We start from the raw sequence: 25,800 nt of genomic DNA, 5'->3' as shown, positions 1-25,800 counted from the left end.
ATCGATCGTCACGTTGGGGTGCTGAGAAAATACAGCCGTGCCCAAGCATGAACGATCACGACTCGTCAGTCGGCACATATCCCATTTAAAGGCCCCTGCACCCTGTCATTGTCACTCAAGTATCTGACAAACATAACTATTTCTCCATTGGTCTGCTGATCCACAATCACCCGTCAGGCGACCCAACGCCATCGCGCGCGGACATCGAGATGACCAAGCAGATCATCGATACGGCTAAGCCCCTCGGAATTTCCGTGCACGATCACCTCATCATCGGGCGAAAGGGATACGCCAGCATGAAGGGTTTGTTGCTGATCTAGGGCAACAAAACACATGTTGTGAAATCGTCTTCGCCAAGACGAAACCAGGCGTTCGCGCTTGGCGTAGCAGTGCCGCGGTTGGCAACTAGGACCAAGGTCCCGCCGACATGGGACTTCAGTACTGCATCAGCTTTATGGCGCCGATTTCTTTGTATTATCAAACCGTTACCGCGTCTGCGGGCTGCGGGCTCGCGTATTGATACGGCATTTGACTAAAGTTTACTCTGTAGAATTAGCGATTTCTCATACGAGCCTTTCTTAGCTGTCGGGCGGATGGCGATTCCTCGAGGAGATTACCATGACAACCCGAAAAACTTTATTTGCGGCCCTTGCCTCACTGGCGCTCCTGGCAACTCCGGCGCTCGCCGGTGGCAACGGGCACGGTGGTGGCAATGGCGGCGGTAACGGCGGTGGCAATGGCGGTGGCAACGGCAACGGCGGTGGCAATGCCGGCGCCTCACACGGCAACAGCGGCGCTACGCATGGCAAGTCGTCGTCGGCCCCGGGGCAGGCAGCCAAGGCGCAAAAGGACACGACGGTCGACACGAGCACGCAGGTCTCGTCGGTGACCAAGGACAAGAACATCCACGCCAAGCTTGGCCGGCTGAACTCTCTGCAGCGCAACATTAACGCCTATATGAACTCCAAGAGCAAGAAGTTCGCCGGTGTTCAGGCATTCGTGACGCAATCCGCGAAAGCCAAGGTCGCGCAAGCCGCGGCGGAGACGGCGGCAGCCACAGCGGCAGCGGCCCAGGCCAAACTGGATGACCTGAATACGCAGCTGACGGCAGCGCAGGTCGACCCTGTCGCCAACGCCACACAGATCCAGGCCTTGAATGAGCAGATCACGGCTCAGACGGCCGTTGTCGCCGACGCCAACGCGGCCGCCGCCGAAGCTGAGGCAGCAGCTACCACGGCCACCGTCGGCACCGATCAGGCATCACTCGACGCTGCGCTGGCAAACATGGCCAACAAGCCCATAGACGCCGAGGTCACGACTTGGGCCCAAGGAGTCCTTGCCGACAAGATCGACCAGACGGCCGCCAAGATCGAAGCGGAAACGACGCCTTAAGGCATAACGATCGAAAACGGCAGGAGCCGCCAGTCACAATGCCGCCGGTTTGCCGGCGGCATTGCTGGTTGCTGAAGGTAAAGAGCGGCTATCCGTGGCGGCTTGGGCGATCCGTCGTGCGCCGAACTTCACCCGCCAAACCGCGGCTCCGCCACGCCCGTAACACCGAGGCCGGTGATGGCGAAGAGGCTGCCGCGCAGGACACCGTCGCCAGGAAAGCGCGGCAGCGGCGGCTTGGCCATCGAGGTGACGTAGAGCGTGTCGAGCTTCGGCCCGCCGAACATGACGCTGGTGATCTTCTTCACCGGCATGTCGACGATGCGGTCGACAGTGCCGTCCGGCGCGTAACGCACCAGCCTTCCGTCATAGACCAGGGCATTCCACAGATAGCCCTCGGCGTCGACGGTCGAGCCATCGGCCGCACCGCCCCGGCTGGTGTCGACGCGGGTAAAGGTGCGGCGGTTCGTGGCCGCGCCGGTGGCGATGTCGTAGTCGTAGGCCCAGATCTCGCCGGTCCAGGTGTCGGCGAAGTAGAAGGTGCGGTCGTCGGGGCTCCAGCACGGGCCGTTGGAGCAGATGATGCCGGTATCGATCCGGGTGACGGAAAAATCCGGATCGAGCCGGTAGAGCCCGCCTGAAGGTCCCTCCTCCATCGTATCCATCGAGCCGGCGAAGAAGCGCCCGCGCCGGTCGACCTTGCCGTCGTTCAGCCGGTTCATCGGCTTGTCCGGCTCCGGATCATGGATCAGCGTCACCTCGCCGGTGGCGAAATCGAGCAGATGGAAGCCGCGCTGCAGCGAGACGACGGCGCCACCGCCGTCCTTGCGCAGCGCCATTGAACCGATCTTCATCGGCACGTCCCAGGAGCGGATTTCACGCCCGTCGGCGGTCGCTCGGAACACCCGCCCGTCGAAACTGTCGATCCAGTAAAGGCGCTCCTGTTCGACGTCCCAAAGCGGCCCCTCTCCCAAGGTGGTCTTCACATCCACCACGACTTCGATCTTCATGCTGTCCTCCTCTCTATTGACGCCCGCGCGGTGATTGGTCCGGCCTCAGAAGGCAACCTTGTCGCCACCCTTCAGGGACAAGATTTCGCGCGCTTCATCCGGCGTCGCCACCTCCATGCCGAGCCCTTCGATGATCTTGCGCGCCAGCACGACCTGTTCGGCGTTCGACTTGGCGAGCTTGCCCTTGCCGGCCCACAGGCTGTCCTCCAGCCCGACCCGGATGTTGCCGCCGAGTGCGGCCGATTGCGCGGCGATGCGCAGTTGGCTGGCGCCCGCGCCGAGCACCGACCAGCGGAACCGGTCGCCAAACAGCCGGTCGGCGGTGCGCTTCATATGGGCGACGTCTTCCGGATGGGTGCCGATGCCACCGAGCAGGCCGAACACCGACTGCACGAAGAACGGCGGCTTCACCAACCCGCGATCGGCGAAATGGGCGAGGTTGTAGAGATGGGCAATGTCGTAGCACTCGAACTCGAAGCGCGTGCCGTTGTCGTAGCAGGTGGCCAGAATGTACTCGATGTCCTTGAACGAGTTGCGGAAGACCAGGTCGCGCGTCGCCTCCAGATGCGGCTTTTCCCAGTCGAACTTGAAGGTCTCGTATTTGTCGGCGAGGTGATAGAGCCCGAAATTGATCGAGCCCATGTTGAGCGAAGCGACTTCCGGCTTGAACTGGGCGGCCGGGCGCACGCGCTCCTCGACCTTCATGTACGGACTGCCGCCGGTGGTGATGTTGATGGCGGCATTGGTGCCTTGCTTGACGCGTGGCAGGAAGCGGGCAAAGGCCTCGGGCGTCTGGTCGGGCTTGCCGGTTTCCGGGTCTCGCGCGTGCAGATGCAGGATCGCGGCACCGGCCTCGGCCGCGGCGATCGCCTCCGACGCGATCTGGTCCGGCGTGATCGGCAGGTAGGGCGACATGGTCGGCGTGTGGATCGCCCCGGTCACCGCGCAGGTGATGATGACCTTGCCCCTGGCTGCCGTTGCGCCGGGCTTGCGGCTGGTTTCCTTCATTGTCCGAACTCCTGATCCGATTTCTTCTTGTGTGCCGCCAGCGCCATCAGCCGGCGGTCCCGCCAGACCTGCCGCCCGCCCAGATTTTCCCTGGGCAGTCGCTTGCTGCGCTCGGCCTCCACGGTTGCCATGACCTCGCCCGCCCAGTCGACCCGGCGCAGCATCTGCGGAAAAATGTTGGAATAGATGCCCTGGTAGCGATCGACATAATCGCGCACGCCGCCGGGCGCGTTGAGGTCGATGGTCTCGAACGGTCCCATGAACGACCAGCGCAGCGCCAACCCGTCGCGGATGCCGATGTCGACATCCTCGACGCTGGCATAGCCGTCGGCGACGAGCCGGAAGGCTTCCTCAAGCAAGGCACCCTGCAGGCGGTTCATGATGAAGCCGTCGAGCTCGCGCTTCATCACCAGCGGCGCATGGCCGGCATCGATGAGGAAGGCGCGGGTTCTTTCCAGCGTCTCGACCGACGTCCATGGCGCCGGCACCACCTCGGCCGCCGGAATGAGGTAGGGCGGATTGATCGGATGCACCACCAGGCAGCGGTGCCGTCCCTGCAGATGGTCGGTGAACTTCGACGGCAACAGCGCCGAGGTGGAGCTGGCTATCACCGTTTGCGGGCCGGCCAGACTGTCGATCAGGGAGAACACTTCCCGCTTCACATCGAGGTTTTCAGGCGTGTTCTCCTGGACATGGATTGCCCCGGCCAGCGCCTCCTCCAGTTCGGCCGCGATGGCGATGCGGCCAAGCACCGTGTCGACGGACTGCCCGCGCAGCAGGTCGTTCGAGGAAAGATCGCCGAGCACGCCTTCAATGTAGTCGCGGGCACCACCCGTCGCGGCGGGCGACTGGTCCCACATCCGCACGTCATGGCCGGCGCGGGCGAAGCTGATCGCCCAGGCCCGCCCGATGAAACCGCTGCCGACAATCGCAACCTTTGCCATGGATCGGCCCTCCCTAGAGCGTTTCGACGTTGCCGTCGACGCCGAGCGACTGCCCGGAAATGTTGATGCCGGCGTCCGACAGCAGGAACGCGACCATCGACGCGACGTCATAAGGGCTGGTCATGCGGCGCAGCGAAATGTTCTGCAGGTAGCGCCCGGTCATCTCCTCGTGGCTGATGCCGACCTGCCTGGCGCGCGCCGAGATGACGCCCTCGATGCGTGGCCCTTCGATGATGCCCGGCAGGATGGCGTTGACCCTGATGCCGTGCGGCCCAAGCTCCTTGGCGAGGCTTTGGGTGAAACCGATGACGCCGAACTTGGCCGCCGAATAGGGCGTGCGAAAGGCATAGCCGTGGCGGCCAGCCGCCGATGACATCGACACGATCGAGCCGCCCCCCGCCGCCTTGATCAGCGGCACGGCGCGCCGCGCACACAGGAACTGGCCGGTGAGACAGATGTCGATGCAGCGCCGCCAGTCGTCCGGCTCGATCTCGTCGACACCACCGGTCGGCCCGGCGATGCCGGCATTGTTGATCAGTGCGTCCAGCCCGCCGAGTTTTTTCTCAACCGCCTCGAACAGCCGATCGACGTCATCGTCGCGCGAGACATCGGCCTTGACCGCCGCGACCAGGTCGATCTTGCCAGGCGCGGCAGCCAGTGCCTCGTCGGAAACGTCGCAGACGACGACACGCGCGCCAAGCCGCGAGAGCGTGTCGGCGATGGCAAAGCCAATGCCGCCGGCGCCCGCCGTCACCAGCACGCGCTGTCCTTTCAGCCCGGCCAAGAATTCGTCCGCCGTTTGAGGTGCCTTTGCGCTCATCGTTCCATCCTTTTCATTGCAACTGCCGCTCGCGCAACGCCATGACGGCGCCCAGAACGACCAGTCCGTAGAGAATTGCCCTCGTGGCGTAGGGCAGCGTGGTACCGGCCAGCAGCATCTGCAGCGCCGTCAAAAGCAGCACGCCTCCGAGCATGCCGAGATAATGGCCGCGCCCGCCGGTGATCAGCGCACCGCCCACCACCACGACGGCGATCGACGGCAAGAGATAGTCGTCGCCCATGCCAAGGCTCGCCTGGCCGGAGAAGCCGGTCAGCATGATGCCAACGACAGCGGCGCAGACTGCCGACAGCATATAGACCAGGATCAACGTGCGCTCGACGCCGATGCCGGACAGGCGCGCCGCGCGCAGCCCATTGCCGATGCCGTAGACTCGGCGCCCGAACGGCGTGCGTCCAAGCAACAGCACCGCCACCACCACGAAGACGATCATCAGCAGGACCACCGGGGTCACGAAACCGAGCTTGGCGGTCATGAACCAGCGCAGCATGGGCGAGGAAAACCCGGCCGGCGTGCCCTGCGAATAGAGTAGCGCGAAGCCCTGCAGAATGCCGTTGGTGGCAAGCGTCATGACGATCGGCGAGATGCCGAGATAGACGATGCCGAAGCCGTTGGCGAAGCCGATGGCGCAGGCCATCACCAGCACGACCGGCAAGGCGTAGAGGAGTGCCGCATCGGAACCGTTGACCATGCCGGCCAGGATGATGCCGGAAATACCGATCGTCCACGGAACGGAGAGATCGAGGCCGCCGGTCAGGATGACCGTTCCCTGTCCGAGCGCCAGCACGGCGAGAAAGGACGACAGCACCAGCAGTGAATTCCAGTAACCGGGATTGAGGATGGCACGGCCGAGCCAGATCTGGGTGACGACCACGATGATAAGCAGGCAGATATAGGCGGGCAGCGCGTAGCGCAGCGTCTCCGCGTTGCGAACATGGAAGGTGGGACGCGGAGACACCGTGTCGGGTTTGCCATGCGAGGGTCCGGCAATCTTGAGCCGCCGGTCGATCGGTTCAAGCTGCGAGGGCAGAATACCCGCTCGCCAGGCGGCCAGCCGGGCGCGCGCCGCGCGTAGCTGCACGGCAAGCACCGATGCGTGAGACAGGGATCCGGCAAGGGCCGCCAGCACCAGGATGGTGCCTTCGGCGATGGTCGAATAATAGGCCGATACATTGAGCACCAGCAGGATGTTCACCACCATCATCAGGATGTAGGCGCCGAAGACGGTGCCCACCGGACCACCCTGCCCGCCGCCCAGGCGCGTGCCGCCGACAACCACCGCCGCGAACATAGACAGAAGCAGCGGATTGCCGACCAGCGGGTCGCCGCTGCCGGTCTGCGCGCTGATGAAGACGCCGGCAAGGCCGTAGCAGCCGCCGGCGATCACATAGACGGCAAAGCGCACCAGGACGACGTTGATGCCGACTGCGGCAGCCGAATCCGCATCGCTGCCGACCGCATAGAGCGCCGTGCCGAAACGGGTTCCCTTCAGCCAGAACCAGGCGAGCAGGACGACGCCGATCACCACCAGCGGCATTGGCAGCCAGCCGGTGATCGCGTCGCCCAAATAGAAGGTGCCGAGATCGGGCGACACGAAGCCGCCGGGCTTGTCCATCACCAGCAGCGTCACGCCTTGCAGAATGAACATGGTGGACAGCGTCACCACGATGGGCTGCATGCGCAGCACCGCGATGAAGAAGCCATTGAAGGCACCGACCGCCATGCCGACGCCGATGCCGACGGCCGTCCACAAGAGAATGCTTGCGCCTGGCGCCATCGGATCCATGCTCGACGCCAGCACGGCATTGACCAGTGATATCACCGCTCCGGCGGACAGGTCGAAGCCGCCCGACAGGATCACGATCGTCTGGCCGATCGCCGCGAGCGCCGAGGTCGCGCCGCCGCTGGACAGGAACGACACGTCGAAATAGGTCAGCGGCCCGGCGCTGATCCAGTCGACGATGAAAAGCAGGATCGCAAGGACGCCCGCGGCGATCAGCGCCCCACGATTGCGTATCAGCGCACGGCGCAGCCCGAATCCGGCGGAAGCAGAGGAGGAGACGCTGCTCATGCGGCTACATCCCCGGCATGTCCAAGCGCCGGCCGCATGATGGCAGGCTCGGCGATGGCGTCGCCTTCCAGCTCGGCCGCGATGCGCCCGTCATAGAGAACCAGAACCCGGTCGCACTGGTGGACCAGTTCGGGAATCTCGGTCGAGTGCAGCAGAATCGAGCCGCCGGCGGCGACGTAGTTTCGCATCATCACGTAGAGCTCGTGCTTGGTGCCGACATCGATGCCGCGCGTGGGGTCGAACAGCAGCAGGATGCGGCTCTGCGCCACCAGCCATTTGGCGATGGCGATCTTCTGCTGGTTGCCGCCGGAAAAAGCCCCGGCCCGCGTCCACAGCGCCCGTCGGTCGACCTCGACGGTTGCGAACGCCGCCTCGACGGCGCGCGTCTCGGCCACAACATCGACAAGGCCGAAGCGTGTGAAGCGCGACACCACCGGCAGCGTGGCGTTCTGGCTACCCGGCAGTTTCAGGAACAGGCCTTCGGATTTGCGGTCCTCCGGCACCAGGCCGATGGCCATATTGGGCAGCAAGGCATCCGCCGGAGAGCCGAGCCAGACCTTTCGGCCATCGACAAGGACGTCGCCGCGGGTGATTTCGGCCATGCCGAAGCAGGCCAGGAACAGATCCTGCTGGCCCATACCCTGCAGCCCGGCAATGCCGAGGATCTCGCCGCGGCGCAGATCGAAGCTCGCGCCGTCGAGCTTGCGCCCGACCTTCAAGTCACGCACGCCCAGGACCGGCGGACCGAAAGCCTGGGCGCCATCGGGCTTGGGCGGAAAGGTCTGTTCGATGCTGCGGCCGATGATCTTTTCGATGACGTCGGCGTCCGAGACATCGGCAACCGGCGCGGTGACGATGTGGCGGCCATTCCTCAGGATCGTCAGCGTGTCGCAAAAAGCGCGGACCTCGCGCATGCGATGGGTGATGAAGACGATGGTGGTGCCTGCCGCCTTCAGCCTGGCGATGATGTCGCCCAGCCACTCGACATCGCGACCGGCGAGCGTCGAGGTCGGCTCATCGAGCAGCAGGATGCGCGGCTTGCGGTAGACGGCGCGCGCGATCTCGATCTTCTGGCGCACGGAAAGCTCGAGCTCGCCCACCTCGGCATCGAGATCGACGGAAAAGCCGAGCTCGTCGATATGGCGACGGACCGCCTTGCGCGCCGCCGCGCGCCGGATCAGGCCGGAGATGCCGACCGGAGCATAAGGCATCAGCATGTTGTCGAGGACCGAGAGGTCGCGCACCAGCGTCATCTCCTGGAACGCCGTCTGCACGCCCAGCGCGTGTGCCGCGCGCGGTGCGACGTAGCCGATCTCCTTGCCGAAGACCCTGATATGACCGGCACTCGGCCGCACAAGTCCCGAAAGCAGTTTCACCAGCGTCGACTTGCCGGCTCCGTTCTCGCCCAGCAGCGCATGGACGCTGCCGGGCGCAATGCGGAACGACACGCCATCCAGCGCCACCGTTGGCCCGAAGGCCTTGCCGATGCCGTCGATCTCGATGGCGGGAAGCGCTGGGTGTTCTGTCATGTCCTCGATCGCCGGGCTGCGCATTTCTGGGCGACACGCATTAGCGCGGATCGACGATGCACGGACAAGATGTCCGCGCATCGTCAGGGTTTGCCTTGGGAGGCTAGTTCTCGGGCTGTCCGACGAGGGCGGCGTTGAGGCCGATCTCGGGCGTCTGGTCCGAAAAGATCGAAGCGAACCAGCCGGGATTGGAAACCAGTGACGGCTTGAAGACGTTGCAGCCGGCCTTCATCTCCGCCCAGGTGCCCTCGTTGCAAAGCTTGATCGTCTCGTTGGTGACGACCGGCAACGGCAGGATCGTCGTCTTCGGCACGTCCTTGCCTTCGATCGCCTCGACGGCAAGCTTCAACGCCAACGCGCCGGAATAGGGCGGCGAGGCATAGGAAATGCGTTGCGCGCCCGCCGGTGCATAGGGAGTAGCGGCACCTTCGACTTCGGTTCCCTCCGGCAGCATCTGGATGCGGCCGCCATTCGAGCCCTCGCCGGCGCAAGGCAGGAGTTCGCTGTCCTTCTTACCGGCCTCGAGCTGCATGGAGTTGGCGGTGAAGCAGCCGACCTGCATCCACAGGCCGTTGATGTCGCCCCAACTGCGCGTGGCGAGGATCTTGGACAGTTCGGTTCGAGCGACCGCCTGGCTCCACATGCCGACAGCCTCGCCGACGATCTTGATGTCGGGATATTTGGCGAAGACTTCCTTGGCGGCCTTGGTGCGCTGGTCGTCCACGGATGTTCCGGGAACACCGGTGATAGCGATGATGTTGCCCTTGCCGTTGAGCTTCTTGACGAGCCATTCGGCGGTCACCCTGCCCGCTTCCAGCTGGTCGATATGGACATTGTAGGCACAAGGCTCGGTGATCTCGGCGTCATAGGCAAAGACCTTCACGCCCTTGTCGCAGGCATTCTTGACGACCTGGTTGAGCGCCGTCGGCGAGATCGGATACACGACGATCGCCTCTGCGCCGCTCTGCACCATGGCGTTGATCTGCTGGATCTGGCGTTGCGCATTGGGTCCTGCGACCTGGACCTGGAGGTCGACCTTGTCGGCCAGGCTTTTGTGGGCCGCGATGGCCTTGACCATGTTGGCTGCCTCTGCCTGCCAGTCATTGCCGATGTAACTCATGCTGAGAAAGATCTTGTGCTTCTGGGCCGCGTCAGCCGCGGACATGCCAAAAGCACACATAGCCATGCCTGCCAGCAGCGTGAGCCGCCGGACTTTCAATCCGATACCCATGTGAAATTCCTCCCGATCCGAATGACCGAATGCCTCCCGAGGGCACGAAAGCTAGCCCTCGCCATCCGATATTGAAAACCGTACCACGATTTGATCAAAGATCAATGATGAAAAGTCTTGACGGTTAGGCGACAGTCGCGGACGCTTGACGCCGCTGCCGGAACCCTGCATTCCGGGAACGGGTTGTGGCGCGGCCTTGCGCGGAAAGGTTGATGGGGAGATGGCCGGAGCGGCGTTCAGGAAGCCTGGTGTCGAGATCGTGCCCCTGTCCAGGGAAACCCTGCAGGACAGGGTCTATCGCCATGTCACCGAATTGATCCTCGACGGCAGCATCGTGCCTGGCGAGATGGTGACCGTGCAAAGCCTGGCCGACGCCTTCGGGGTCAGTCCGATGCCGGTTAGGGAGGCGTTGCGGCGGCTGACGGCGGCCAACGCCTTGATGGTTGTTTCAGGCCGCTCGATCGGAATTCCCGCACTCAGCCGCGCGCGCCTCATCGATCTCAGGAATGTCCGCTTCGAGATCGAAGCGATCGCCGCCGCATGGGCGGCCGAACGCATGGACGACCAGGGCATCGCGCAGCTTGGCCTGCACCTCAATGCGCTCGAACTGGCCAACGCGGCGGGAGACGTCAAATCCTATCTGCGCGCCAACTACGCCTTTCATTTCTCCATCTACCGGGCGGCGGGCTCCGAGAACATCCTCAACATCATCGAGAACCTGTGGCTGCAGATCAGCCCCTACTTCAACATGCTGCATGATTCCGGAAACTACTCGACCGCCAACGAGCACCACCAGGAGATGTTCGCGGCCTTGCGCAATTGCGATGTCGAAGCCGTCCGCCAGGCGATCCGCGCCGACATCGACGCGGCCTTCGACGTCCTGGTCGGTCTGCTGAAATAGGACTGCGAAGCCTGCTCGGCTTTCGCCCAGGGTCGAGGACGATAGTTACGGCGGATCGATATGGCAGTTCCCGGCGATCTGCTCGACCGCCTCTTCAAACCCCGCAAGGTCGAAATCCGCCTGGCCGCGCCCTGACAACAGTCCGAACCGCCAGGAAAGCGACAGCCGGCTTGCGGAAACGAGGCGCTTGATCGCATCGGCGCCGTCAAGCACCAGCATCCTGCCGCGCGACCCGACCGACCAACTCTCGTCGAACTTGTCGCCGTCGACGGCAACCGACATCGTGATCTTGCGGCTGGCCGAAACCGCGTCGTTCAATTGCAGCCATTCGGTCCAGCGCGGTTCGCCTGCCCGGCAGGCTATGGTCAGGACCGGGCTGTAGCTCAAGGCGCCACCGCCGGTGATCAGCTTGTTGGTGGCATGGAGCGAAGCCGTGACCAGCCCATCGTCAGCCGTGCCGAAGCGCCAGTCGCCGGCAATCGCGTCGGCGGGGGCAAGATTGCAGGCGAAGGCCAGGATGAGCGTCAGGACGACAGCACGCCCCGTTTCGAAGAATAGGCTCAACGCCCCCTCCAGGAATTTGCAGCAGAAGCGCAGATAGTGATCAACGCTTGGTATCGCCAAGTGCCACGGCCTGAGAAGCCGGCCGCCTGTTGCAGTTTCGCAACGAAAAAGGCCGCCTCGGGAGGCGGCCTTCGTCAATTTCATCAAGTGCCGAGACTTATTCGGCGTCGTTGGCGGCCGCCTTCTTCTTAGGCGCAGCCTTCTTCTTCGGCTCTCCCGCCTCATCGCCAGACTTGGCGTCGGCCTTCTTGTCTTCAGCCTTCTTGGCCGCGGCTTTCTTGGCCGGCTTGGCCTTGGTCGTGGTTTCCGCTTCCTCGTCATCGGCCATCAGCTCTTCCTTGCTGACCTTGACGTCGGTGACCGAGATCTGGCCGAGCAGATGGTCTACGACCTTCTCCTCGAACATCGGCGCCCGCAGCGCATTCAGCGCCTCGGGGTTGTTGCGGTAGAACTCGAAGGCTTCCTGCTGCTGGTTGGCCGGGAAGCGGCGAACCTGCTCGAACAGGCCGCGCTGCAGCTCTTCGTCCGATACCGTGACGCCGGCCTTCTCGCCGATCTCGGCCAGCACCAGGCCAAGGCGCACGCGGCGCTCGGCAAGACGCATATACTCGACGCGAGCCTCTTCCTCGGTCGTCTCTTCGTCGGCGAAGGTGCGGCCGGCCGCTTCCAGATCGCGGTTGACCTGCGCCCAGATGTTGTTGAACTCGGCCTCGACGAGCTTCGACGGGGCCTCGAACGAATAAGCCGCGTCGAGCTGGTCGAGCAACTGGCGCTTGACCTTCTGGCGCGTCATCGAGCCGAACTGGTTCTCGATCTGACCGCGCACGATCTCGCGCAGGCGCTCCAGCGATTCCAGGCCAAGATTCTTGGCGGTCTCGTCGTTGATTTCGAGTTCGCCGGGCTTCGACACTTCCTTGACGGTGACGTCGAAGGTGGCTTCCTTGCCGGCCAGATGCGCCGCCTGGTAGTTTTCGGGGAAGGTCACCGTAACCTGCTTTTCGTCGCCGGCCTTGGTGCCGACAAGCTGATCCTCGAAGCCGGGAATGAATTCCTTGGAGCCCAGCACCAGCGGCTGATCGTTGCCGGCGCCGCCGGCAAAGGCCTCGCCGTCGATCTTGCCGACATAGTCGATGCTCACGCGGTCGCCCTCGGCGGCCTTGCCGGTCTTCGGCTCATAGCTGCGCGCCGATTCGGCGACCCGCTTGACCTGCTCGTCGATCTCCGTTTCAGGCACGTCGTACACCTGACGCGTTACCTTGATGTCGGAGAAATCCTTGATCTCGATCGCCGGAATGACCTCGTAGTTGAGGCGGAATTCGAAGTCGGCGCCACCGGCCAGGATCTTCTCGGCTTCCTTCTCGTCCTCGGTCATGATGACCTCGGGCTGCATGGCCGCCTTCTCGCCGCGGCCCGTGATGATCGACCGGGTCGAATCGTTGAGGATCTCGTTGACCACTTCGGCCATGAACGACTTGCCATAGACCTTGCGCAGGTGCTGCACCGGCACCTTGCCCGGCCGGAAGCCGTTGATGCGGACCTTGTTGCGGGCGTCCGACAGCCGCGCCATCAGCTTGGCTTCCATGTCACCAGCCGGCACGGTGATCTTGATCTCGCGCTTGAGACCGGAGTTGAGTGTTTCGGTGACCTGCATCGTAAAACCTTTGTTTTCACCAATGAGGCTGCCAAACGGCTCCCTGCCGTTCACAGCCTGCCGGTATAGTCTTGCCGGGAATGGCTTTTGGTACGGAACCTGGCGGTTTGACCGAAAATACGGCTCAAACTTTCCCAAACTGCGTTCCAAAATGTGAATAAGTTCTTGTTTTTCCTACTTCTTATCACATTCTGTAGAAGCGGATCGTCGCGTCCCGTCACATTTGACACGCCTTTTGTCACACGCGAGGCTAATTTTCAACAGTCTTCGCATTTCGGCCAATAACCAACATTCTTTGATCCTGACCCAACATTTCCGCCCCGACATTGACAGAATGATGGCTACATGAGATTGCCGGGCAATGCGGGTATGGCGGAACTGGTAGACGCACCAGATTTAGGTTCTGGCGAGAGATCGTGGGGGTTCGAGTCCCTCTACCCGCACCACCCTTCGCTCCAGCGAGCTTCGGGTGGCAGGCCACCCTGAGGCTCTATCTCTAATACAGTGGCTCCTCGAACAGCGTCTTGTCGCCATCGACCAGCGCCTTGATCTGCGCCTTGCCGTCGCTGGCAAGGGCAAGCCTGATCCCGAAGGAGCGCACGCGCATGTCGCTCTGGATCGCCATCCCTTCGCCTTCGGGCAGGTAGAAGCGCTCGATGCCGTAGTCCGGTGCGATCGTCGCGCTCTCCCCGCGAAGATCCCAGCCCTCGGTGACACGTCCTGATATATCCGCCTCGTCGGTACCCGCCGGCGTCGGCGCCTTGCCGAACCAGGCGGTGGTCGCCGTCCAATAGCCGTCGGCCCCCTTCTTCAGGCGGACCACGATCGGCGTTTCGTCGCTGGAGAATTTGCCGGCTGGAATGTTGGCGATCATCTTCACCGGGATGCGCGAAATCTCGTAGCCGAGGATAATATAGTCGCCGCGCAGCAGGTCGCGCGGATCGACGGGTTCGATCTTCAACAGCACGTCCTTGCCGTTGCGCAGGATCGCCGCTCGACCGGCGATGATCCAGCTCAGGAACCCTATCTGGACGAGCGCCAGCACCAGCGCCGAAATGATCAGTCGCTTTCCGGTCATCATGCCGTCGCTCCCGTGGTGACTGGACCCTTCATGCGTTTTTCGACGCGGATGATGACGACCGCGAGGATGCCGAGCAGCACGGCGGCGGCAAGGAAGAAGCCGGCAGTGTCGAGCATCGACTGCAAGGTCACCACATAGATGATGGCGAGTTCGAAGGCGAAACCGAGATAGGCAAGCCAGCGCAGGCCACGGCTCTCCCGTCCTGCCAGCACGATCGCCGCGACGATGCCGGCCAGCGCGACGACGGAAGCGATGGCAAAGCCGCTATTGTAGGTGCTCTCGTCGGCCAGTTCGAACTGGATGAATGCCAGGCCGGTGAGGAAGCCGAGCAGTGCGTGCAAGGGCAAGCGGCCGCCAAGCTGGACGATCCTGTCGACCGGCTCCGGTGCGAACACGGCAGCCGCGAAAAGCGCGGCAGAGACAATGACCAGAGGGATCGCCACCGGCAGCGTCGCGTGGTTCATCGCCAACAGCACGAGATAGAAGAGCAACGACAGGACGATCAAATGGCGTGCCGGCTGGCTGCGGGTCCAGAACGAGATGGCAAACAGCACGGCCGCCATGATGACGAAGGCGTGCGGAAATTCATTGCGATAGAAATAGTCGAACCCTCTCAGGAACAGCCAGGCATCGGCGATGCCGACCGCGGCAACCGTCAGCGGGTTCGACCGCAATACCACCGCCGCCAGCGCCGTGCCGGCGCCCCACGTGATCAGGGCGGAAGCCTCGTCGCCCAAGAGATGATACATCTGGCCAATCAGCGCGATCGAACCGCCGAAAGCGGCGGCGGCCACGATCCACAGGGCCTCACCGATTGCCGCATGGTCGCGCGTCTTCAGCACGGCGCCGCCGATATAACCGCCAAGGATGATGGCGAAAAGGGCTACGACCCGCGCCAGCCGCGGGATCGCGTCCCAGTTGGCGGCGACGAAGATCAGGATGGCGGCGCCGAACAGCAAGGCGGCCATCATTGCCAGGATCGAACCGAAACTGAGCGAATTGCGCTCGTTGGCCTCGACGTCACGCGTTAATGTATCGGCTGTCGCCGCGTCGATCAGGCCCGCCTGCCGCCACCGCGCGATATCCGACCTTACTCGTGACGAATAACCTGCCATCCCGCTTCTCCCCCAAGTTTGGTCTTTTTTTGAGCCGGCCCGGTCAAACCTTTGACGCAGCGGCACTTTCTGATTCTGGCTTCTTTGTGTCAGGTCCGTGAAGGCGCGTTAATGTTGCATTGCACAATTTGCATTGCTGCCATGCAGCCATAGCGCTTTTAAATCGATATGGGTCCCCCTATTTATGGTTCGTACACAAACGGAATGATCCGCAAGAAAGACGAAACGAGAACTACCATGAACTTGATCCGCAACTATCGCAACTGGCGCCGCTACAGGGACACCGTGTCCGAGCTGAGCCGCCTGAGCAACCGTGAACTGACCGACCTCGGCATCAGCCGCAGCGACATTCCTTACGTCGCTCGCAAGGCGGTCTAATTCTTCGGACCGCGAATGGTCCGAACCAGTTTTGAAAAAGAGAACGACAATGAACCTGATCCGCAACTATCGTAACTGGCGCGTTTATCGCGAGACGGTTACCGAGCTGGGTCGCCTTTCGAACCGCCAGCTGCATGATCTCGGTATCGTCCGCGACGAAATCAAGATCGTCGCCCGCCGCGCGATCTAACAGGAATTTCGCTGGGGTCGACCTCCTCCCCGACCTCCAGCGAACGGTCAGCCCTTATCCTCCTCCCGAGGGTTGACCACCAAAACGGCGCCCGCCGCACCTCCTCCCGCGGCGGGCGTTGTTTCCCCGGAGCGAAATGAATTTTGCTCCAAAGGGTTTCGCCCCTTTTCAAAACGCGAAAGAGATTTCGTCAAAGCCGACCTCCTCCCCGGCGATGACGAATAGGCCCGACCTTCACCTCCTCCCGAGGGTTGGCCAACCAAACGGCGCCCGCCGCACCTCCTCCCGCGGCGGGCGTTGTTTCCCCGGAGCGAAATGAATTTTCGCTCCAAAGGGTTTTGCCCCTTTCAAAAGATAGCAAAAGAGATTTCGTCAAAGCCGACCTCCTCCCCGGCAATGACGAATACGGTCGATCTTCACCTCCTCCCGAGGATCGACCCCCAAAACGACACCCGCCGGACCTCCTCCCCCGGCGGGTGTTGTTGTATTCAGCGTCTGGTTTCGCCTGTCCGCAGTTTGCCCAACACCAGGCACGGCAATTGCAATCGCCGCATCAAGCGATTATTCCGGCGCTCATGAGCAAAAATCCCATCCATATCATCGGCGGCGGTCTCGCCGGTTCCGAAGCCGCATGGCAGGCGGCGCAAGCCGGCGTACCGGTCATCCTGCATGAAATGCGTCCCGTTCGCGGCACCGACGCGCACAAGACCGATGGGTTGGCCGAACTCGTCTGTTCCAATTCCTTCCGCTCCGACGATGCCGAGAACAACGCCGTCGGCCTGCTGCATGCCGAGATGCGGCTGGCCGGTTCGCTGATCATGAGCGCCGGCGACGCCAACCAGGTGCCGGCAGGCGGCGCGCTGGCCGTCGACCGCGACGGTTTCTCCGAGGCGGTGACGAAAAAGCTCGAAGCGCACCCGCTGATCACCATCAAGCGCGAGGAAGTGCCGGGCTTGCCGCCGGCGGATTGGGACCAGGCAATCATCGCCACTGGCCCGCTGACCGCACCGTCGCTTGCCCAGTCGATCGCGGACGCGACCGGCGCCGATGCGCTCGCCTTCTTCGACGCCATCGCGCCGATCATCCATTTCGACACGATCGACATGGACATTTGCTGGTTCCAGTCGCGCTACGACAAGGTCGGCCCGGGCGGCACCGGCAAGGACTACATCAACTGTCCGATGGACAAGGACCAGTACCTCGCCTTCGTGCAAGCGCTGGTCGACGGCCAGAAGACCGAGTTCAAGCAATGGGAAGGCACGCCCTATTTCGATGGCTGCCTGCCGATCGAGATCATGGCCGAGCGTGGCGTCGAGACGCTGCGCTACGGACCGATGAAGCCGATGGGCCTGACCAATGCCCACCACCCGACCGTCAAGGCCTACGCCGTGGTGCAGCTGCGCCAGGACAATGCACTGGGCACGCTCTACAACATGGTCGGCTTCCAGACCAAGCTCAGGCATGCCGAGCAGGTGCGCGTGTTCCGCACCATTCCGGGGCTCGAAAACGCCGATTTCGCACGGCTGGGCGGCCTGCACCGCAACACCTACATCAACTCGCCTACCTTGCTCGACGCGTCACTTCAGTTGAAGTCGCGGCCTGGCCTTCGTTTCGCCGGCCAGATAACCGGCTGCGAAGGCTATGTCGAGAGCGCCGCCATCGGCCTGCTCGCCGGCCGCTTCGCCGCCGCTAAACGGCTCGGCCATGCGCCGTCGCTGCCGCCGCTGACGACAGCGTTCGGCGCCCTGCTCAACCACATCACCGGCGGCCACATCGTGTCCGACGATGAGCCGGGCAAGCGGTCATTCCAGCCGATGAACGTCAATTTCGGCCTGTTCCCGCCGGTCGAAGCGGTGAAGATCGAAGGCAAACGCCTGCGCGGCAAGGACAAGACCGTTGCCAAGCGCCACGCGATTACCTCGCGCGCCCTGGGCGATTGCAGGGAGTGGCTAGGCTTGCCGGCACAGACGCAAGCTGCGGAATAGCAGACCACCAGATTGGACCCGAACGATGAAGTAGGATAGTATCCTACTTCATCCGCAAGGAGCCATATTGTGGAATCCGCCGAAAAATTGTCCGTCACCGTCACGCCAGCCATGGCTCGCATGATCCGCGAGAAAGTCGAGGACGGCTCCTTCGGCTCGGCGAGCGAAGTTATCCGCGCGGCGCTACGCGCCTTGCAGCGCGAAGAGGAAGAACACGCCGAGCGCTTGGCCTCGATCCGGGCGCGGGTGAAGGCGTCGATCGAGGATACGAGGCCAAACCTTTCCGCAGAAGAGGTTCGCGAACGGCTTAGGAAATTCGCTGATCAACATTCGAGCCGCGCTGATGATTCGGCGGCTTGAAGTCGAGTATCGCGAAAGCGCCAGCAACGATCTCACCAACATTTTCAGACACATAGTCGAGGCAAGCGGAAATCCCGACCTAGCGCTGAGATTCGTGCTGCGTATCGAAGACCGCTGCCAGAACATCGGCAACGCACCTCGCGGCGGCCGCTCGCGCAAAGATATCGCGCCGGGATTGCGAACCGTCCCGTTCGAGCACTCCGCCGTCATCATTTATGTGATCGAGAGCGATATCGTCCGCATCGTCAACATCTTCTACGGCGGCCGTGACTACGAAACACTAATGCGCGATGGTGGTTCGCGCGAGCCTTCGTAGCGCTACTCGGCCGGCTCCCCTGCCGCCATCGGCAACCCCGGCTTCCCCGCCTCGCTTGGATTTCGCCTGACATAGGCGGCCTTCAGGTTCTCCGACGTATCGCGCGAACCGTCATGGCTCCAGCCTGGCGGCTTGATCAGATAGTTGATGCGATCGCCAATCGAAAGACCTGGCGCAAAAGCGTCCCTGAACATGCCGATCCATTCGTGGAACGCCACTTTCAGCGGGTTGAAGGTGCCGAGATTCTTGACGATGCCGTAGCGCGGCCGGTCCTCTTCCAGTTCCTCGACGAAGGTGCCAAACATGCGGTCCCAGACGATCAGCGTGCCGGCATAGTTGGCGTCGAGATAGCGCGGATTGGTGGCATGGTGGACGCGGTGGTGCGAGGGCGTGTTGAAGACGAATTCGAACCAGCCCCACATCTTGCCGATGGTCTCTGTGTGGATCCAGAACTGCCAGACGAGGTTGAAGCCGAAGGTGAAGGCAATTACCGCCGGATGGAAGCCGAGCAGCACCAGCGGCGCCTGCAGCACGAACATGAAGGTGAACAGGCCGGTCCAGCTTTGCCTGAGCGCGGTCGACAAATTGTAGTGCTGGCTGGAGTGATGGTTGACGTGCTCGGCCCACACCCAGCGCGCCCGGTGCGCGATGCGGTGATAGACGTAGTAGCGCAGATCATCGAGCAGGAACGCGGCCAGGAACATCCAGACCGACAGGCCGAGGTTGAAGGCGCGGAACTGCCACAGCCACAGCAGCGCCCGGTAGGAGACGACGCCAAGCAGCAGTCCGGCGACGACATTGCCGGTGCCCATCATCAGACTGGTCAGTGTGTCGCGCGTCTCGAACGCTCCCTTGGCACGACCGGTGCGCACCAGCCAGAGCTCGATCAGGATGGCGGCGACAAAGAACGGAATCGCCAACTGGGTGACCTGCGGAAAATTGTAGTCGTCCATCAAGCAGCCTCCGCAGTGGAATTTGATTGGTGCGCGCCGAGAGCATTCAGCAAGGCTTGAGCATCACCGGCACTGGCAAAGCGGAAGCTGCCGCCCTTCCAGGTAAAGTCCGCCAGGCGCATCAGAATCGTGTTCGTTTCGTCGGAATTGGACACGGAGACGTCCGCAGCAGCCGTGACGATGCGGGTCAAAAAGCAGTCGCCGACGCCGTGCACGATGCCGATGCGCCCGCGCCCGATATCCAGGAATGCCGTCCTGGCATCCGCCGTCAGCTGGACTTTCGCGGCCACTTCGTCGGGAAAATCCTCGGCGAAACGGCTCAGCGCCTGATCTGCGCCGGCAAGCATTGCCGTCCTGCTGCCGCCGGTGAAATGCACGGCGGCGACCGACAGCGCAATGCCGAACACGACAAGGACGACCAGCACAGGCAAGCTCATGGATGGATTTCCTCCGGCAGCTGTCGTCTTCGGCGACAGTTCTCGGCCCGGCCGAATCCTTAACACGGTTGACGTTTACGTCAAAGTGCCGGCCAGCCCTTGCTTGCACGACGCAGCAGCAGCCAATGCCGGCGCAAGGCGGACAACCGTACGACGCCATCGAGCGGTGATTGGCGCGCCCGTTCCATCTTGCCGAGATAAGCGCGCGACAGCGCCAACGGCAGAAACGCCGCACGCAACGATGCCGGCAGCGCTACGGCGCCTCGCTCGAAGGCGGAAAGATGCTCGTGCGCCAGCGCCATCATCGCCGCCACCGCGCGCTGCGCACCAGGCCCGCCATCGCCAGCGACAAACTCCTCCGGCGATGAGCCCCCCGCCGCCAGGATGTCCGCCGGGACAAAACACTGCCCTCGCTTGCGGTGCAGCGGCAGCAGAAGCAACAGGCCGGTCATTGCCTGCGCACAGCCTGCCCTGCCCGCCAGTTCGGCGAACCTTGGCGCCTCGCCGGGATCGAGCACCATCGCGGCAAGCTGGATGAGTGCTGCTGCCGTCTCGCCGCAATAACCTTCCAGATCGGTGCGCGACGGCATCGGGTCGTCGTAAAGATCGAAGATGCGGGCTTCGAGCATGTTCTCGAAGGCAAGTTTCGGCAATTTGAACGCTGCGACGGTGGCATTCAAGGCTTCGGCAACCGGATGACCCGCACCCGCCTCGCCGCCGGCGGCGATCACGTCCCGCCACCATTGCAGCCGCACCACGCCGGGCAACGGCTCGTGGATGCGATCGCGGATACCGGCGATCTCGGCATTGAAGGCATAGAGCGAAAACAGCGCGTCGCGCTTGTCGGCCGGCGCATAGAGCGCGGTGAGATAGCGGTCGTGGTCGGCGGCGCGCACCGTGTCCATGACGATCTCGGTGTTCTGGGACATGTCAGTCGACGGCGATAAGCGCGGCGGCCACGGCGCGGTCCTCGGCCAGGAGCACGTTGTAGGTCCGCACGGCAGCCCCCGTCGACATCGGATCGGAGGCTATGCCTGCATTCTTCAGCGCCGCCCGCAGCGCCGCCGGCAATGGCCTCAAATCCCTGCCCATGCCGACCAGCAGGATCTCGACCTTGTCCGCCTCGGCCAGCAGCCTGTCGAAATCCGCGACTGTCAGCGCTAGCGGATTGGCCGGCTCCCAGCCATGGATTCCTGACGGCAGGCATAGGAGCGAGCCGCGATGCGACATGTCGGCAAAGCGGAAGCCGCCATTGCCGTAGGCCTCGATCGGTGCGCGGCCCGGGAAATGCGCCTCGCGGATGACGATGCCTTTGCCGGTCACCACTTTGTCACCCCTTCGGCGCCGCGCGTCAGGTCGCGACCGCCTTGCCGCCGTTGACCGGCTTCTCCTCGTCAGCCGAAGCCTGCGGCCGCAGCTTGAACAGGATCAGCAGCGGCGCCGCGATAAAGATCGACGAGTAGGTGCCGAAGACAACGCCGAACAGCATCGCCAGCGTGAAGGAGCGGATGACTTCGCCTCCGAACAGCACCAGCGCCAGCAGCGCCAAGCTGGTCGTGACGGAGGTCAGCGTCGTCCTCGACAGCGTTTCGTTGATGGCGTTGTTCAGCAGCTGCGGCAACGGCATCCGCTTGTATTTTCGCAGATCCTCTCGAACGCGGTCATAGACCACGATCGTGTCGTTCAGCGAATAGCCGATGATGGTCAGGATCGCCGCCAGCGACGACTGGTTGAACTCCAGCCCGGTGATGACGAAGAAGCCGAGCGTCATGACCACATCGTGCACCGTCGCGACGATGGCGCCAACCGCGAACTGCCATTCGAAACGGAACCAGACATAGACCAGGATGCCGACCAGCGCGACGATCATGGCGATGGTGCCTTGCTTGGCCAATTCGCCGGAAACCGTCGGCCCCACCACTTCGACGCGGCGGAAATCATACTGGTCCTGCAACTCGCCGCGGACCTTGTCGATCACCGTCTGCTCGGCATTCTCACCCGCATCTTGCGTGCCGACGCGGATCAACACGTCGTTCGGCGCACCGAACTGCTGCACCTGCACTTCGCCGATGTTCAGCTCCGTCAACCGGTTGCGGATATCGCCAAGATTGGCGTCGCCGCTCTTGGACTGCACCTCGATCAGCGAGCCGCCCTTGAAGTCGATGCCGTAATTGATGCCGACGCTCATGAACAGCACGACCGACAGTATCGACAACGTGCTCGACAGCGCGAACGTCCACCGACGGATGCCCATGAAGGGGATTTTCGTGCCGGGCGGAACGAAGGTCACCGGTGCCTTCGGCAACTCCTTCGGGCGAGCCCGACGCAGCCAGATCGACACCAGCAGACGGGTGAAGGTGAAAGCGGTGAAGACCGTGGTCAGAATGCCGATGGCGTAGGTGATGGCAAAGCCCTTCACCGGGCCAGTGCCGAGATAGAACAGCACCACGGTAGCAATCAGCGAGGTGACGTTGGAATCGACGATCGTCGCCAGCGCCTTGGTGAAACCGGTGTCGATCGCCTGGATCACGGAGCGGCCGGCACGTCGCTCCTCGCGGATGCGTTCGTAGATCAGCACGTTGGAATCGACCGCCATGCCGATGGTCAGCACGATACCGGCAATGCCGGGCAAGGTCAGTGTCGCGCCGAGCAAGGAGAGTACGCCGACGATCATCGCCACGTGGACCGCGAGCGCGATGTTGGCGAGGAAGCCCAGGAAGCCGTACGCGACGAACATGAAGGCGACGACGAGGATCGAACCGATGATGCCGGCGACCTTGCCGGCATGGATCGAATCCTGGCCGAGGCCCGGACCCACGGTACGCTCCTCGATCACAGTCAGCGTCGCGGGCAGCGCGCCGGCGCGCAGCAGCACGGCGAGATCGTTGGCGCTCTGGGCGGTGAAATTGCCGGAGATCTGGCCGGTGCCGCCGAGGATCGGCTCGCGGATCTGCGGCGCCGAAATCACCTGGTTGTCGAGGATGATGGCGAACAGCTTGCCGACATTCTGCGCGGTCGCCTGGCCGAAGCGCGCGGCACCCTTCGAATCGAAGCGGAATGAAACCACCGGCTCGTTGTTCTGCGAATTGTACGTTGCCTGCGCGTCGACGAGGTTTTCGCCCGACACGATGACGCGGTTCTCGATCAGATACGGAACCGGCGGATCGTCCTGGGAGTAGAGCACCGACGAGCCCGCGGGCGGCCGCCCCTTGAGGGCGTCCTGCACCGGCATCGACTGGTCGACCATCTGGAACGTCAGCTTCGCGGTCTGGCCGAGGATTTCCTTCAGCCGCTGTGGATCCTGCAGGCCAGGCACCTGGACAAGGATGCGGTCGTCGCCCTGCCGCTGAACGATCGGTTCGGTGGTGCCGAGCTCGTTGACGCGGCGCTCGACCACCTCGATCGACTGTGCCAACGCGGTCGACGTGCGGTATTTGATGCCGGCGTCGGTCACAGTGAATTTGAGCAGGCCGGGCTCGGATTCATCCAGCGACATTTCCTGGATGGAGCCGCCGGTGAACAGGCCGGCGGCAACTGGGTCGGTCAAGGTTTTCAAGGCCTTCTTGGCGGCATCGAGCTGGGCGGGATCGGTTATGCGCACCTGCAAGGTCCGCCCGTTGCCGGCAAGACCGGTATAGCCGATCTTGGCGTCACGCAGCAATGTGCGGATTTCATCGCGCGTCGTCTCCAGCCGATCCTTGATCAGGTCGTTCTGGTTCATCTCCAGCAAGATGTGCGAGCCGCCCTGCAAATCGAGGCCGAGCGTCATCTGCCGCTTCGGAACCCAGTTCGGAAGTTGGGCCAGCGTGCTGGCAGGGAACAGATTGGGCGCGGCGAGGATCACTGTGATGGCCACGGCCACCCAGATCAGGATCATCTTGAAGCGCGAAAAATACAGCATATGGCGTCGTCCGTCAGAGCGTGTCCGCGGATCGCTCCGCCTGGAATTGGGTTATTTCTTGGCGTTCTGGTTGGCCACCGGTTCGCCCTTGACGCGCACATCGGCGATCGTCGAGCGCAGCGCCGTCACCTTGGTGCCGCCGCCGAGGTCGATCTCGAGCTCATTGTCGTCGATCACCTTCGTCACCTTGCCGACGAAACCGCCGCCGGTGACGACCGTGTCGCCGCGACGGACCGCCGCCAGCATCTCGCCGCGCTTCTTCAGCTGCGTGCGCTGCGGGCGGATGATCAGAAAATACATGATCACGAAAATCAGGACAAACGGCAAAATGCTGATGAACATATCGGGAGAGGCGCCGCCGATGCCTTGGGCGTATGCCGGTGTCACGAACATCGAGGTACTCCTGAATTTTGAAAACGGCCGCGAACGGCCCCCTTGAAATTTGGCCGGAATATAGTCGGTAAAGTTGTCAATGCAACTGCGCGGCCCGGCAAATCGGCTGCTTTTCCGGCCTGTTGAGCCGTGTTAGAGCATGATCGCAAAAAGCGCGAGCCGGTTTTCCGAAAAGATCACGCTCGAACAAAAGGTTGGAACCAGTTTCGAACCCGACGGATTCGAAAAGATCACTTCCACCTGCCCCAGGAAACGAAGCAAAAGACCTGAAATGACCGACAGCAGCATCGACGCCCTCAACAAGAAACTCGACAGGCTGATCGAGGCCGTCAGCCGCCTCGCCCCGCCGCCGGTACCCCAAACCGACCTCGGCGAGGCCGACTGCTTCGTCTGGCAGGCCGATCCCGGCTATCTGGAGCCGGTGCGCAAGGTCAACCGCGTCGACATCGGCCTGATCCGCGGCGTCGACCGCGTCCGCGACATCCTGGTCGACAACACCGAGCGCTTCGCCGCTGGCCACCCTGCCAACAACGTGCTCTTGTGGGGCGCGCGCGGCATGGGCAAATCGTCGCTGGTCAAGGCCGTGCACGCGGAAATCAATGCCAAAGCCAAGTCGGACCAATCCAAGTCCGACCGGTCCAAGTCCGACCTGCCGCTCAAGCTGATCGAGATCCACCGCGAAGACATCGACACGCTGCCAAAGCTGATGGGCTTGCTGAAGGCGGCTCCCTTCCGCTTCATCCTGTTTTGCGATGATCTGTCCTTCGACCATGACGACACGTCCTACAAGTCGCTGAAGGCAGCGCTCGAAGGCGGCGTCGAAGGCCGCCCGGCCAACGTCATCTTCTACGCCACCTCGAACCGCCGCCATCTGTTGCCGCGCGACATGATCGACAATGAACGCTCGACCGCCATCAACCCGTCCGAGGCGGTCGAGGAAAAGGTCTCGCTGTCCGATCGTTTTGGCCTGTGGCTCGGCTTCCACAAATGCTCGCAGGACGAGTATCTCGACATGATCAACGGCTATGCCAGCCATCACGGCCTCGACGTCGACGCCGAGCAGTTGCGCGCCGAGGCGCTGGAATGGGCAACGACCCGCGGCAGCCGCTCCGGCCGCGTCGCCTGGCAGTTCACGCAGGACCTGGCAGGCCGGCTCGGCAAACCGCTGAAGGATTGACGCTTGATCGCGTCGCCGACGCGATCAAGCGACACGGTCATTTGGGCGGCTGCGCCCGTCGCAAGTCACGCGGCGTTTGGCCGATCTCGCGGCGCATCCAATGCGCCAGGTGTGACTGGTGCGCGAAGCCCGTCAATTCCGCCACCTCGCTTGTGTTGAGATCGCCTTGCCGCAGCAGAATGCGCGCACGTTCGACGCGACGTCGCAACACGCTTCTCGGCGTCAAGGCGAGCAGCCTTGAGACGATGATAGCCGACACGCTGCGTGATCATCTTTGAGCCTTGAGGGAATAGGTGTTGGGCAGCAACTGAAAAAGCCCGCTCCTTGCGGGGCGGGCTGAGCCGGCGGGCTGGACTGGAGGTCAGACGGCCCGCAAAA

General features: G+C 63.0%; 25 protein-coding genes, 1 tRNA gene and 2 pseudogenes. 10 read left to right on the top strand and 18 right to left on the bottom strand.

Annotated features, from left to right (window positions below):
• Positions 1-92: 92 nt before the first annotated feature.
• A pseudogene (locus X743_RS1000000170210) lies at positions 93-320 on the top strand (JAB domain-containing protein); the annotation flags it as partial.
• 298 nt (positions 321-618) lie between these two features.
• Positions 619-1,392, top strand: a complete 774-nt coding sequence (locus X743_RS167155) for a hypothetical protein (protein ID WP_023763525.1) — start codon at positions 619-621, stop codon at positions 1,390-1,392.
• Between the two features lie 128 nt (positions 1,393-1,520).
• Here the strand turns inward: X743_RS167155 and X743_RS167160 are convergent, their stop codons facing one another.
• The 7 genes from X743_RS167160 to X743_RS167190 form a co-directional block, all read right to left on the bottom strand.
• Positions 1,521-2,399 (bottom strand): SMP-30/gluconolactonase/LRE family protein, encoded by an 879-nt coding sequence (locus tag X743_RS167160; RefSeq protein ID WP_023763524.1) that lies wholly within the window; start codon positions 2,397-2,399, stop codon positions 1,521-1,523.
• A gap of 45 nt (positions 2,400-2,444) precedes the next feature.
• Complete coding sequence (locus X743_RS167165; RefSeq protein ID WP_023763523.1) at positions 2,445-3,407, bottom strand: 3-keto-5-aminohexanoate cleavage protein; 963 nt, start codon at positions 3,405-3,407, stop codon at positions 2,445-2,447.
• The gene (locus X743_RS167170) at positions 3,404-4,351 is read right to left on the bottom strand and encodes a 3-hydroxyacyl-CoA dehydrogenase (RefSeq protein WP_023763522.1); all 948 of its coding nucleotides are present in this window, start codon (positions 4,349-4,351) and stop codon (positions 3,404-3,406) included. Before X743_RS167170 ends, X743_RS167165 begins: the two co-directional genes overlap by 4 nt.
• A gap of 13 nt (positions 4,352-4,364) precedes the next feature.
• Complete coding sequence (locus X743_RS167175; RefSeq protein ID WP_023763521.1) at positions 4,365-5,171, bottom strand: SDR family oxidoreductase; 807 nt, start codon at positions 5,169-5,171, stop codon at positions 4,365-4,367.
• A 13-nt stretch (positions 5,172-5,184) separates the two neighbouring features.
• On the bottom strand, positions 5,185-7,260 hold the full coding sequence (locus X743_RS167180; protein ID WP_023763520.1) for an ABC transporter permease: 2,076 nt from the start codon (positions 7,258-7,260) through the stop codon (positions 5,185-5,187).
• A complete protein-coding gene (locus tag X743_RS167185; protein WP_023763519.1) occupies positions 7,257-8,789 on the bottom strand; it encodes a sugar ABC transporter ATP-binding protein in 1,533 nt (510 codons plus the stop codon). Before X743_RS167185 ends, X743_RS167180 begins: the two co-directional genes overlap by 4 nt.
• 103 nt (positions 8,790-8,892) lie before the next feature.
• Positions 8,893-10,020: a sugar ABC transporter substrate-binding protein gene (locus X743_RS167190; protein ID WP_023763518.1), complete on the bottom strand. Its 1,128-nt coding sequence runs from the start codon at positions 10,018-10,020 to the stop codon at positions 8,893-8,895.
• Positions 10,021-10,240: 220 nt separating this feature from the next.
• Here X743_RS167190 and X743_RS167195 point away from each other — a divergent pair, with 220 nt between their 5' ends.
• On the top strand, positions 10,241-10,921 hold the full coding sequence (locus tag X743_RS167195; RefSeq protein ID WP_023763517.1) for a GntR family transcriptional regulator: 681 nt from the start codon (positions 10,241-10,243) through the stop codon (positions 10,919-10,921).
• A 45-nt stretch (positions 10,922-10,966) separates the two neighbouring features.
• Here the strand turns inward: X743_RS167195 and X743_RS167200 are convergent, their stop codons facing one another.
• Together X743_RS167200 and tig are read right to left on the bottom strand one after the other, a co-directional pair.
• Complete coding sequence (locus tag X743_RS167200) at positions 10,967-11,485, bottom strand: hypothetical protein (protein ID WP_023763516.1); 519 nt, start codon at positions 11,483-11,485, stop codon at positions 10,967-10,969.
• A gap of 157 nt (positions 11,486-11,642) precedes the next feature.
• A complete protein-coding gene (tig, locus tag X743_RS167205; RefSeq protein ID WP_023763515.1) occupies positions 11,643-13,136 on the bottom strand; it encodes a trigger factor in 1,494 nt (497 codons plus the stop codon).
• 363 nt (positions 13,137-13,499) lie between these two features.
• Here tig and X743_RS167210 point away from each other — a divergent pair.
• Positions 13,500-13,582, top strand: a tRNA-Leu gene (locus X743_RS167210).
• A 50-nt stretch (positions 13,583-13,632) separates the two neighbouring features.
• Here the strand turns inward: X743_RS167210 and X743_RS167215 are convergent.
• Both X743_RS167215 and X743_RS167220 read right to left on the bottom strand, forming a co-directional pair.
• A complete protein-coding gene (locus X743_RS167215; RefSeq protein ID WP_031257354.1) occupies positions 13,633-14,217 on the bottom strand; it encodes a GDYXXLXY domain-containing protein in 585 nt (194 codons plus the stop codon).
• The gene (locus tag X743_RS167220) at positions 14,214-15,332 is read right to left on the bottom strand and encodes a DUF2157 domain-containing protein (protein WP_023763513.1); all 1,119 of its coding nucleotides are present in this window, start codon (positions 15,330-15,332) and stop codon (positions 14,214-14,216) included. Before X743_RS167220 ends, X743_RS167215 begins: the two co-directional genes overlap by 4 nt.
• A gap of 237 nt (positions 15,333-15,569) precedes the next feature.
• Between X743_RS167220 and X743_RS1000000170205 the strand changes: the two genes are divergently transcribed.
• The 5 genes from X743_RS1000000170205 to X743_RS167235 all read left to right on the top strand — a co-directional run bounded on the left by X743_RS1000000170205 (position 15,570) and on the right by X743_RS167235 (position 18,561).
• Positions 15,570-15,710 (top strand): DUF1127 domain-containing protein, encoded by a 141-nt coding sequence (locus X743_RS1000000170205; RefSeq protein WP_013531315.1) that lies wholly within the window; start codon positions 15,570-15,572, stop codon positions 15,708-15,710.
• Between the two features lie 49 nt (positions 15,711-15,759).
• On the top strand, positions 15,760-15,900 hold the full coding sequence (locus tag X743_RS1000000170200; protein ID WP_013895120.1) for a DUF1127 domain-containing protein: 141 nt from the start codon (positions 15,760-15,762) through the stop codon (positions 15,898-15,900).
• A 575-nt stretch (positions 15,901-16,475) separates the two neighbouring features.
• The gene (gene trmFO, locus X743_RS167225) at positions 16,476-17,885 is read left to right on the top strand and encodes a methylenetetrahydrofolate--tRNA-(uracil(54)-C(5))-methyltransferase (FADH(2)-oxidizing) TrmFO (protein ID WP_023763512.1); all 1,410 of its coding nucleotides are present in this window, start codon (positions 16,476-16,478) and stop codon (positions 17,883-17,885) included.
• A gap of 69 nt (positions 17,886-17,954) precedes the next feature.
• Entirely contained in the window at positions 17,955-18,245 is a 291-nt protein-coding gene (locus X743_RS167230; protein WP_023763511.1) for a type II toxin-antitoxin system ParD family antitoxin, read from the top strand.
• Positions 18,229-18,561 (top strand): type II toxin-antitoxin system RelE/ParE family toxin, encoded by a 333-nt coding sequence (locus tag X743_RS167235; protein WP_198028398.1) that lies wholly within the window; start codon positions 18,229-18,231, stop codon positions 18,559-18,561. The genes X743_RS167230 and X743_RS167235 overlap by 17 nt, the downstream gene beginning before the upstream one ends.
• Before the next feature lie 2 nt (positions 18,562-18,563).
• On the opposite strand, the gene X743_RS167240 is transcribed toward X743_RS167235, so the two are convergent.
• The 6 genes from X743_RS167240 to yajC form a co-directional block, all read right to left on the bottom strand.
• Entirely contained in the window at positions 18,564-19,514 is a 951-nt protein-coding gene (locus X743_RS167240; RefSeq protein ID WP_023763509.1) for a sterol desaturase family protein, read from the bottom strand.
• Positions 19,514-19,951: a hypothetical protein gene (locus X743_RS167245; protein ID WP_023763508.1), complete on the bottom strand. Its 438-nt coding sequence runs from the start codon at positions 19,949-19,951 to the stop codon at positions 19,514-19,516. The genes X743_RS167240 and X743_RS167245 overlap by 1 nt, the downstream gene beginning before the upstream one ends.
• Before the next feature lie 80 nt (positions 19,952-20,031).
• On the bottom strand, positions 20,032-20,880 hold the full coding sequence (locus X743_RS167250; RefSeq protein ID WP_031257352.1) for a phytoene/squalene synthase family protein: 849 nt from the start codon (positions 20,878-20,880) through the stop codon (positions 20,032-20,034).
• A 1-nt stretch (position 20,881) separates the two neighbouring features.
• Positions 20,882-21,274 carry an Mth938-like domain-containing protein gene (locus X743_RS167255; protein ID WP_023763506.1) on the bottom strand — a complete coding sequence of 131 codons (393 nt, stop codon included), beginning with the start codon at positions 21,272-21,274 and terminating at the stop codon, positions 20,882-20,884.
• A 28-nt stretch (positions 21,275-21,302) separates the two neighbouring features.
• Positions 21,303-23,852, bottom strand: a complete 2,550-nt coding sequence (secDF, locus tag X743_RS167260; RefSeq protein ID WP_023763505.1) for a protein translocase subunit SecDF — start codon at positions 23,850-23,852, stop codon at positions 21,303-21,305.
• Positions 23,853-23,903: 51 nt separating this feature from the next.
• On the bottom strand, positions 23,904-24,245 hold the full coding sequence (gene yajC, locus X743_RS167265; protein ID WP_010909882.1) for a preprotein translocase subunit YajC: 342 nt from the start codon (positions 24,243-24,245) through the stop codon (positions 23,904-23,906).
• A 271-nt stretch (positions 24,246-24,516) separates the two neighbouring features.
• Between yajC and X743_RS167270 the strand changes: the two genes are divergently transcribed.
• On the top strand, positions 24,517-25,422 hold the full coding sequence (locus X743_RS167270) for an ATP-binding protein (protein ID WP_023763503.1): 906 nt from the start codon (positions 24,517-24,519) through the stop codon (positions 25,420-25,422).
• A 37-nt stretch (positions 25,423-25,459) separates the two neighbouring features.
• Here X743_RS167270 and X743_RS167275 read toward each other — a convergent pair.
• Positions 25,460-25,633 (bottom strand): annotated as a pseudogene (locus tag X743_RS167275) (helix-turn-helix domain-containing protein); the annotation flags it as partial.
• Positions 25,634-25,800 lie beyond the last annotated feature (167 nt).

The organism is Mesorhizobium sp. LNHC232B00 (assembly GCF_000502435.1).
Classification (GTDB): Bacteria; Pseudomonadota; Alphaproteobacteria; order Rhizobiales; family Rhizobiaceae; genus Mesorhizobium; species Mesorhizobium opportunistum.
The sequence above is the reverse complement of the archived record's forward strand: the minus strand, read 5'-3'. Positions and strand labels throughout refer to the sequence as shown.

Coding starts and splice junctions, on each gene's coding strand:
- X743_RS167155 (WP_023763525.1), top strand. CDS start 619: ATGACAACCCGAAAAACTTTATTTGCGGCCCTTGCCTCACTGGCGCTC.
- X743_RS167160 (WP_023763524.1), bottom strand. CDS start 2,399: ATGAAGATCGAAGTCGTGGTGGATGTGAAGACCACCTTGGGAGAGGGG.
- X743_RS167165 (WP_023763523.1), bottom strand. CDS start 3,407: ATGAAGGAAACCAGCCGCAAGCCCGGCGCAACGGCAGCCAGGGGCAAG.
- X743_RS167170 (WP_023763522.1), bottom strand. CDS start 4,351: ATGGCAAAGGTTGCGATTGTCGGCAGCGGTTTCATCGGGCGGGCCTGG.
- X743_RS167175 (WP_023763521.1), bottom strand. CDS start 5,171: ATGAGCGCAAAGGCACCTCAAACGGCGGACGAATTCTTGGCCGGGCTG.
- X743_RS167180 (WP_023763520.1), bottom strand. CDS start 7,260: ATGAGCAGCGTCTCCTCCTCTGCTTCCGCCGGATTCGGGCTGCGCCGT.
- X743_RS167185 (WP_023763519.1), bottom strand. CDS start 8,789: ATGACAGAACACCCAGCGCTTCCCGCCATCGAGATCGACGGCATCGGC.
- X743_RS167190 (WP_023763518.1), bottom strand. CDS start 10,020: ATGGGTATCGGATTGAAAGTCCGGCGGCTCACGCTGCTGGCAGGCATG.
- X743_RS167195 (WP_023763517.1), top strand. CDS start 10,241: ATGGCCGGAGCGGCGTTCAGGAAGCCTGGTGTCGAGATCGTGCCCCTG.
- tig (WP_023763515.1), bottom strand. CDS start 13,136: ATGCAGGTCACCGAAACACTCAACTCCGGTCTCAAGCGCGAGATCAAG.
- X743_RS167215 (WP_031257354.1), bottom strand. CDS start 14,217: ATGATGACCGGAAAGCGACTGATCATTTCGGCGCTGGTGCTGGCGCTC.
- X743_RS167220 (WP_023763513.1), bottom strand. CDS start 15,332: ATGGCAGGTTATTCGTCACGAGTAAGGTCGGATATCGCGCGGTGGCGG.
- X743_RS1000000170205 (WP_013531315.1), top strand. CDS start 15,570: ATGAACTTGATCCGCAACTATCGCAACTGGCGCCGCTACAGGGACACC.
- X743_RS1000000170200 (WP_013895120.1), top strand. CDS start 15,760: ATGAACCTGATCCGCAACTATCGTAACTGGCGCGTTTATCGCGAGACG.
- trmFO (WP_023763512.1), top strand. CDS start 16,476: ATGAGCAAAAATCCCATCCATATCATCGGCGGCGGTCTCGCCGGTTCC.
- X743_RS167235 (WP_198028398.1), top strand. CDS start 18,229: ATGATTCGGCGGCTTGAAGTCGAGTATCGCGAAAGCGCCAGCAACGAT.
- X743_RS167240 (WP_023763509.1), bottom strand. CDS start 19,514: ATGGACGACTACAATTTTCCGCAGGTCACCCAGTTGGCGATTCCGTTC.
- X743_RS167245 (WP_023763508.1), bottom strand. CDS start 19,951: ATGAGCTTGCCTGTGCTGGTCGTCCTTGTCGTGTTCGGCATTGCGCTG.
- X743_RS167250 (WP_031257352.1), bottom strand. CDS start 20,880: ATGTCCCAGAACACCGAGATCGTCATGGACACGGTGCGCGCCGCCGAC.
- secDF (WP_023763505.1), bottom strand. CDS start 23,852: ATGCTGTATTTTTCGCGCTTCAAGATGATCCTGATCTGGGTGGCCGTG.
- yajC (WP_010909882.1), bottom strand. CDS start 24,245: ATGTTCGTGACACCGGCATACGCCCAAGGCATCGGCGGCGCCTCTCCC.
- X743_RS167270 (WP_023763503.1), top strand. CDS start 24,517: ATGACCGACAGCAGCATCGACGCCCTCAACAAGAAACTCGACAGGCTG.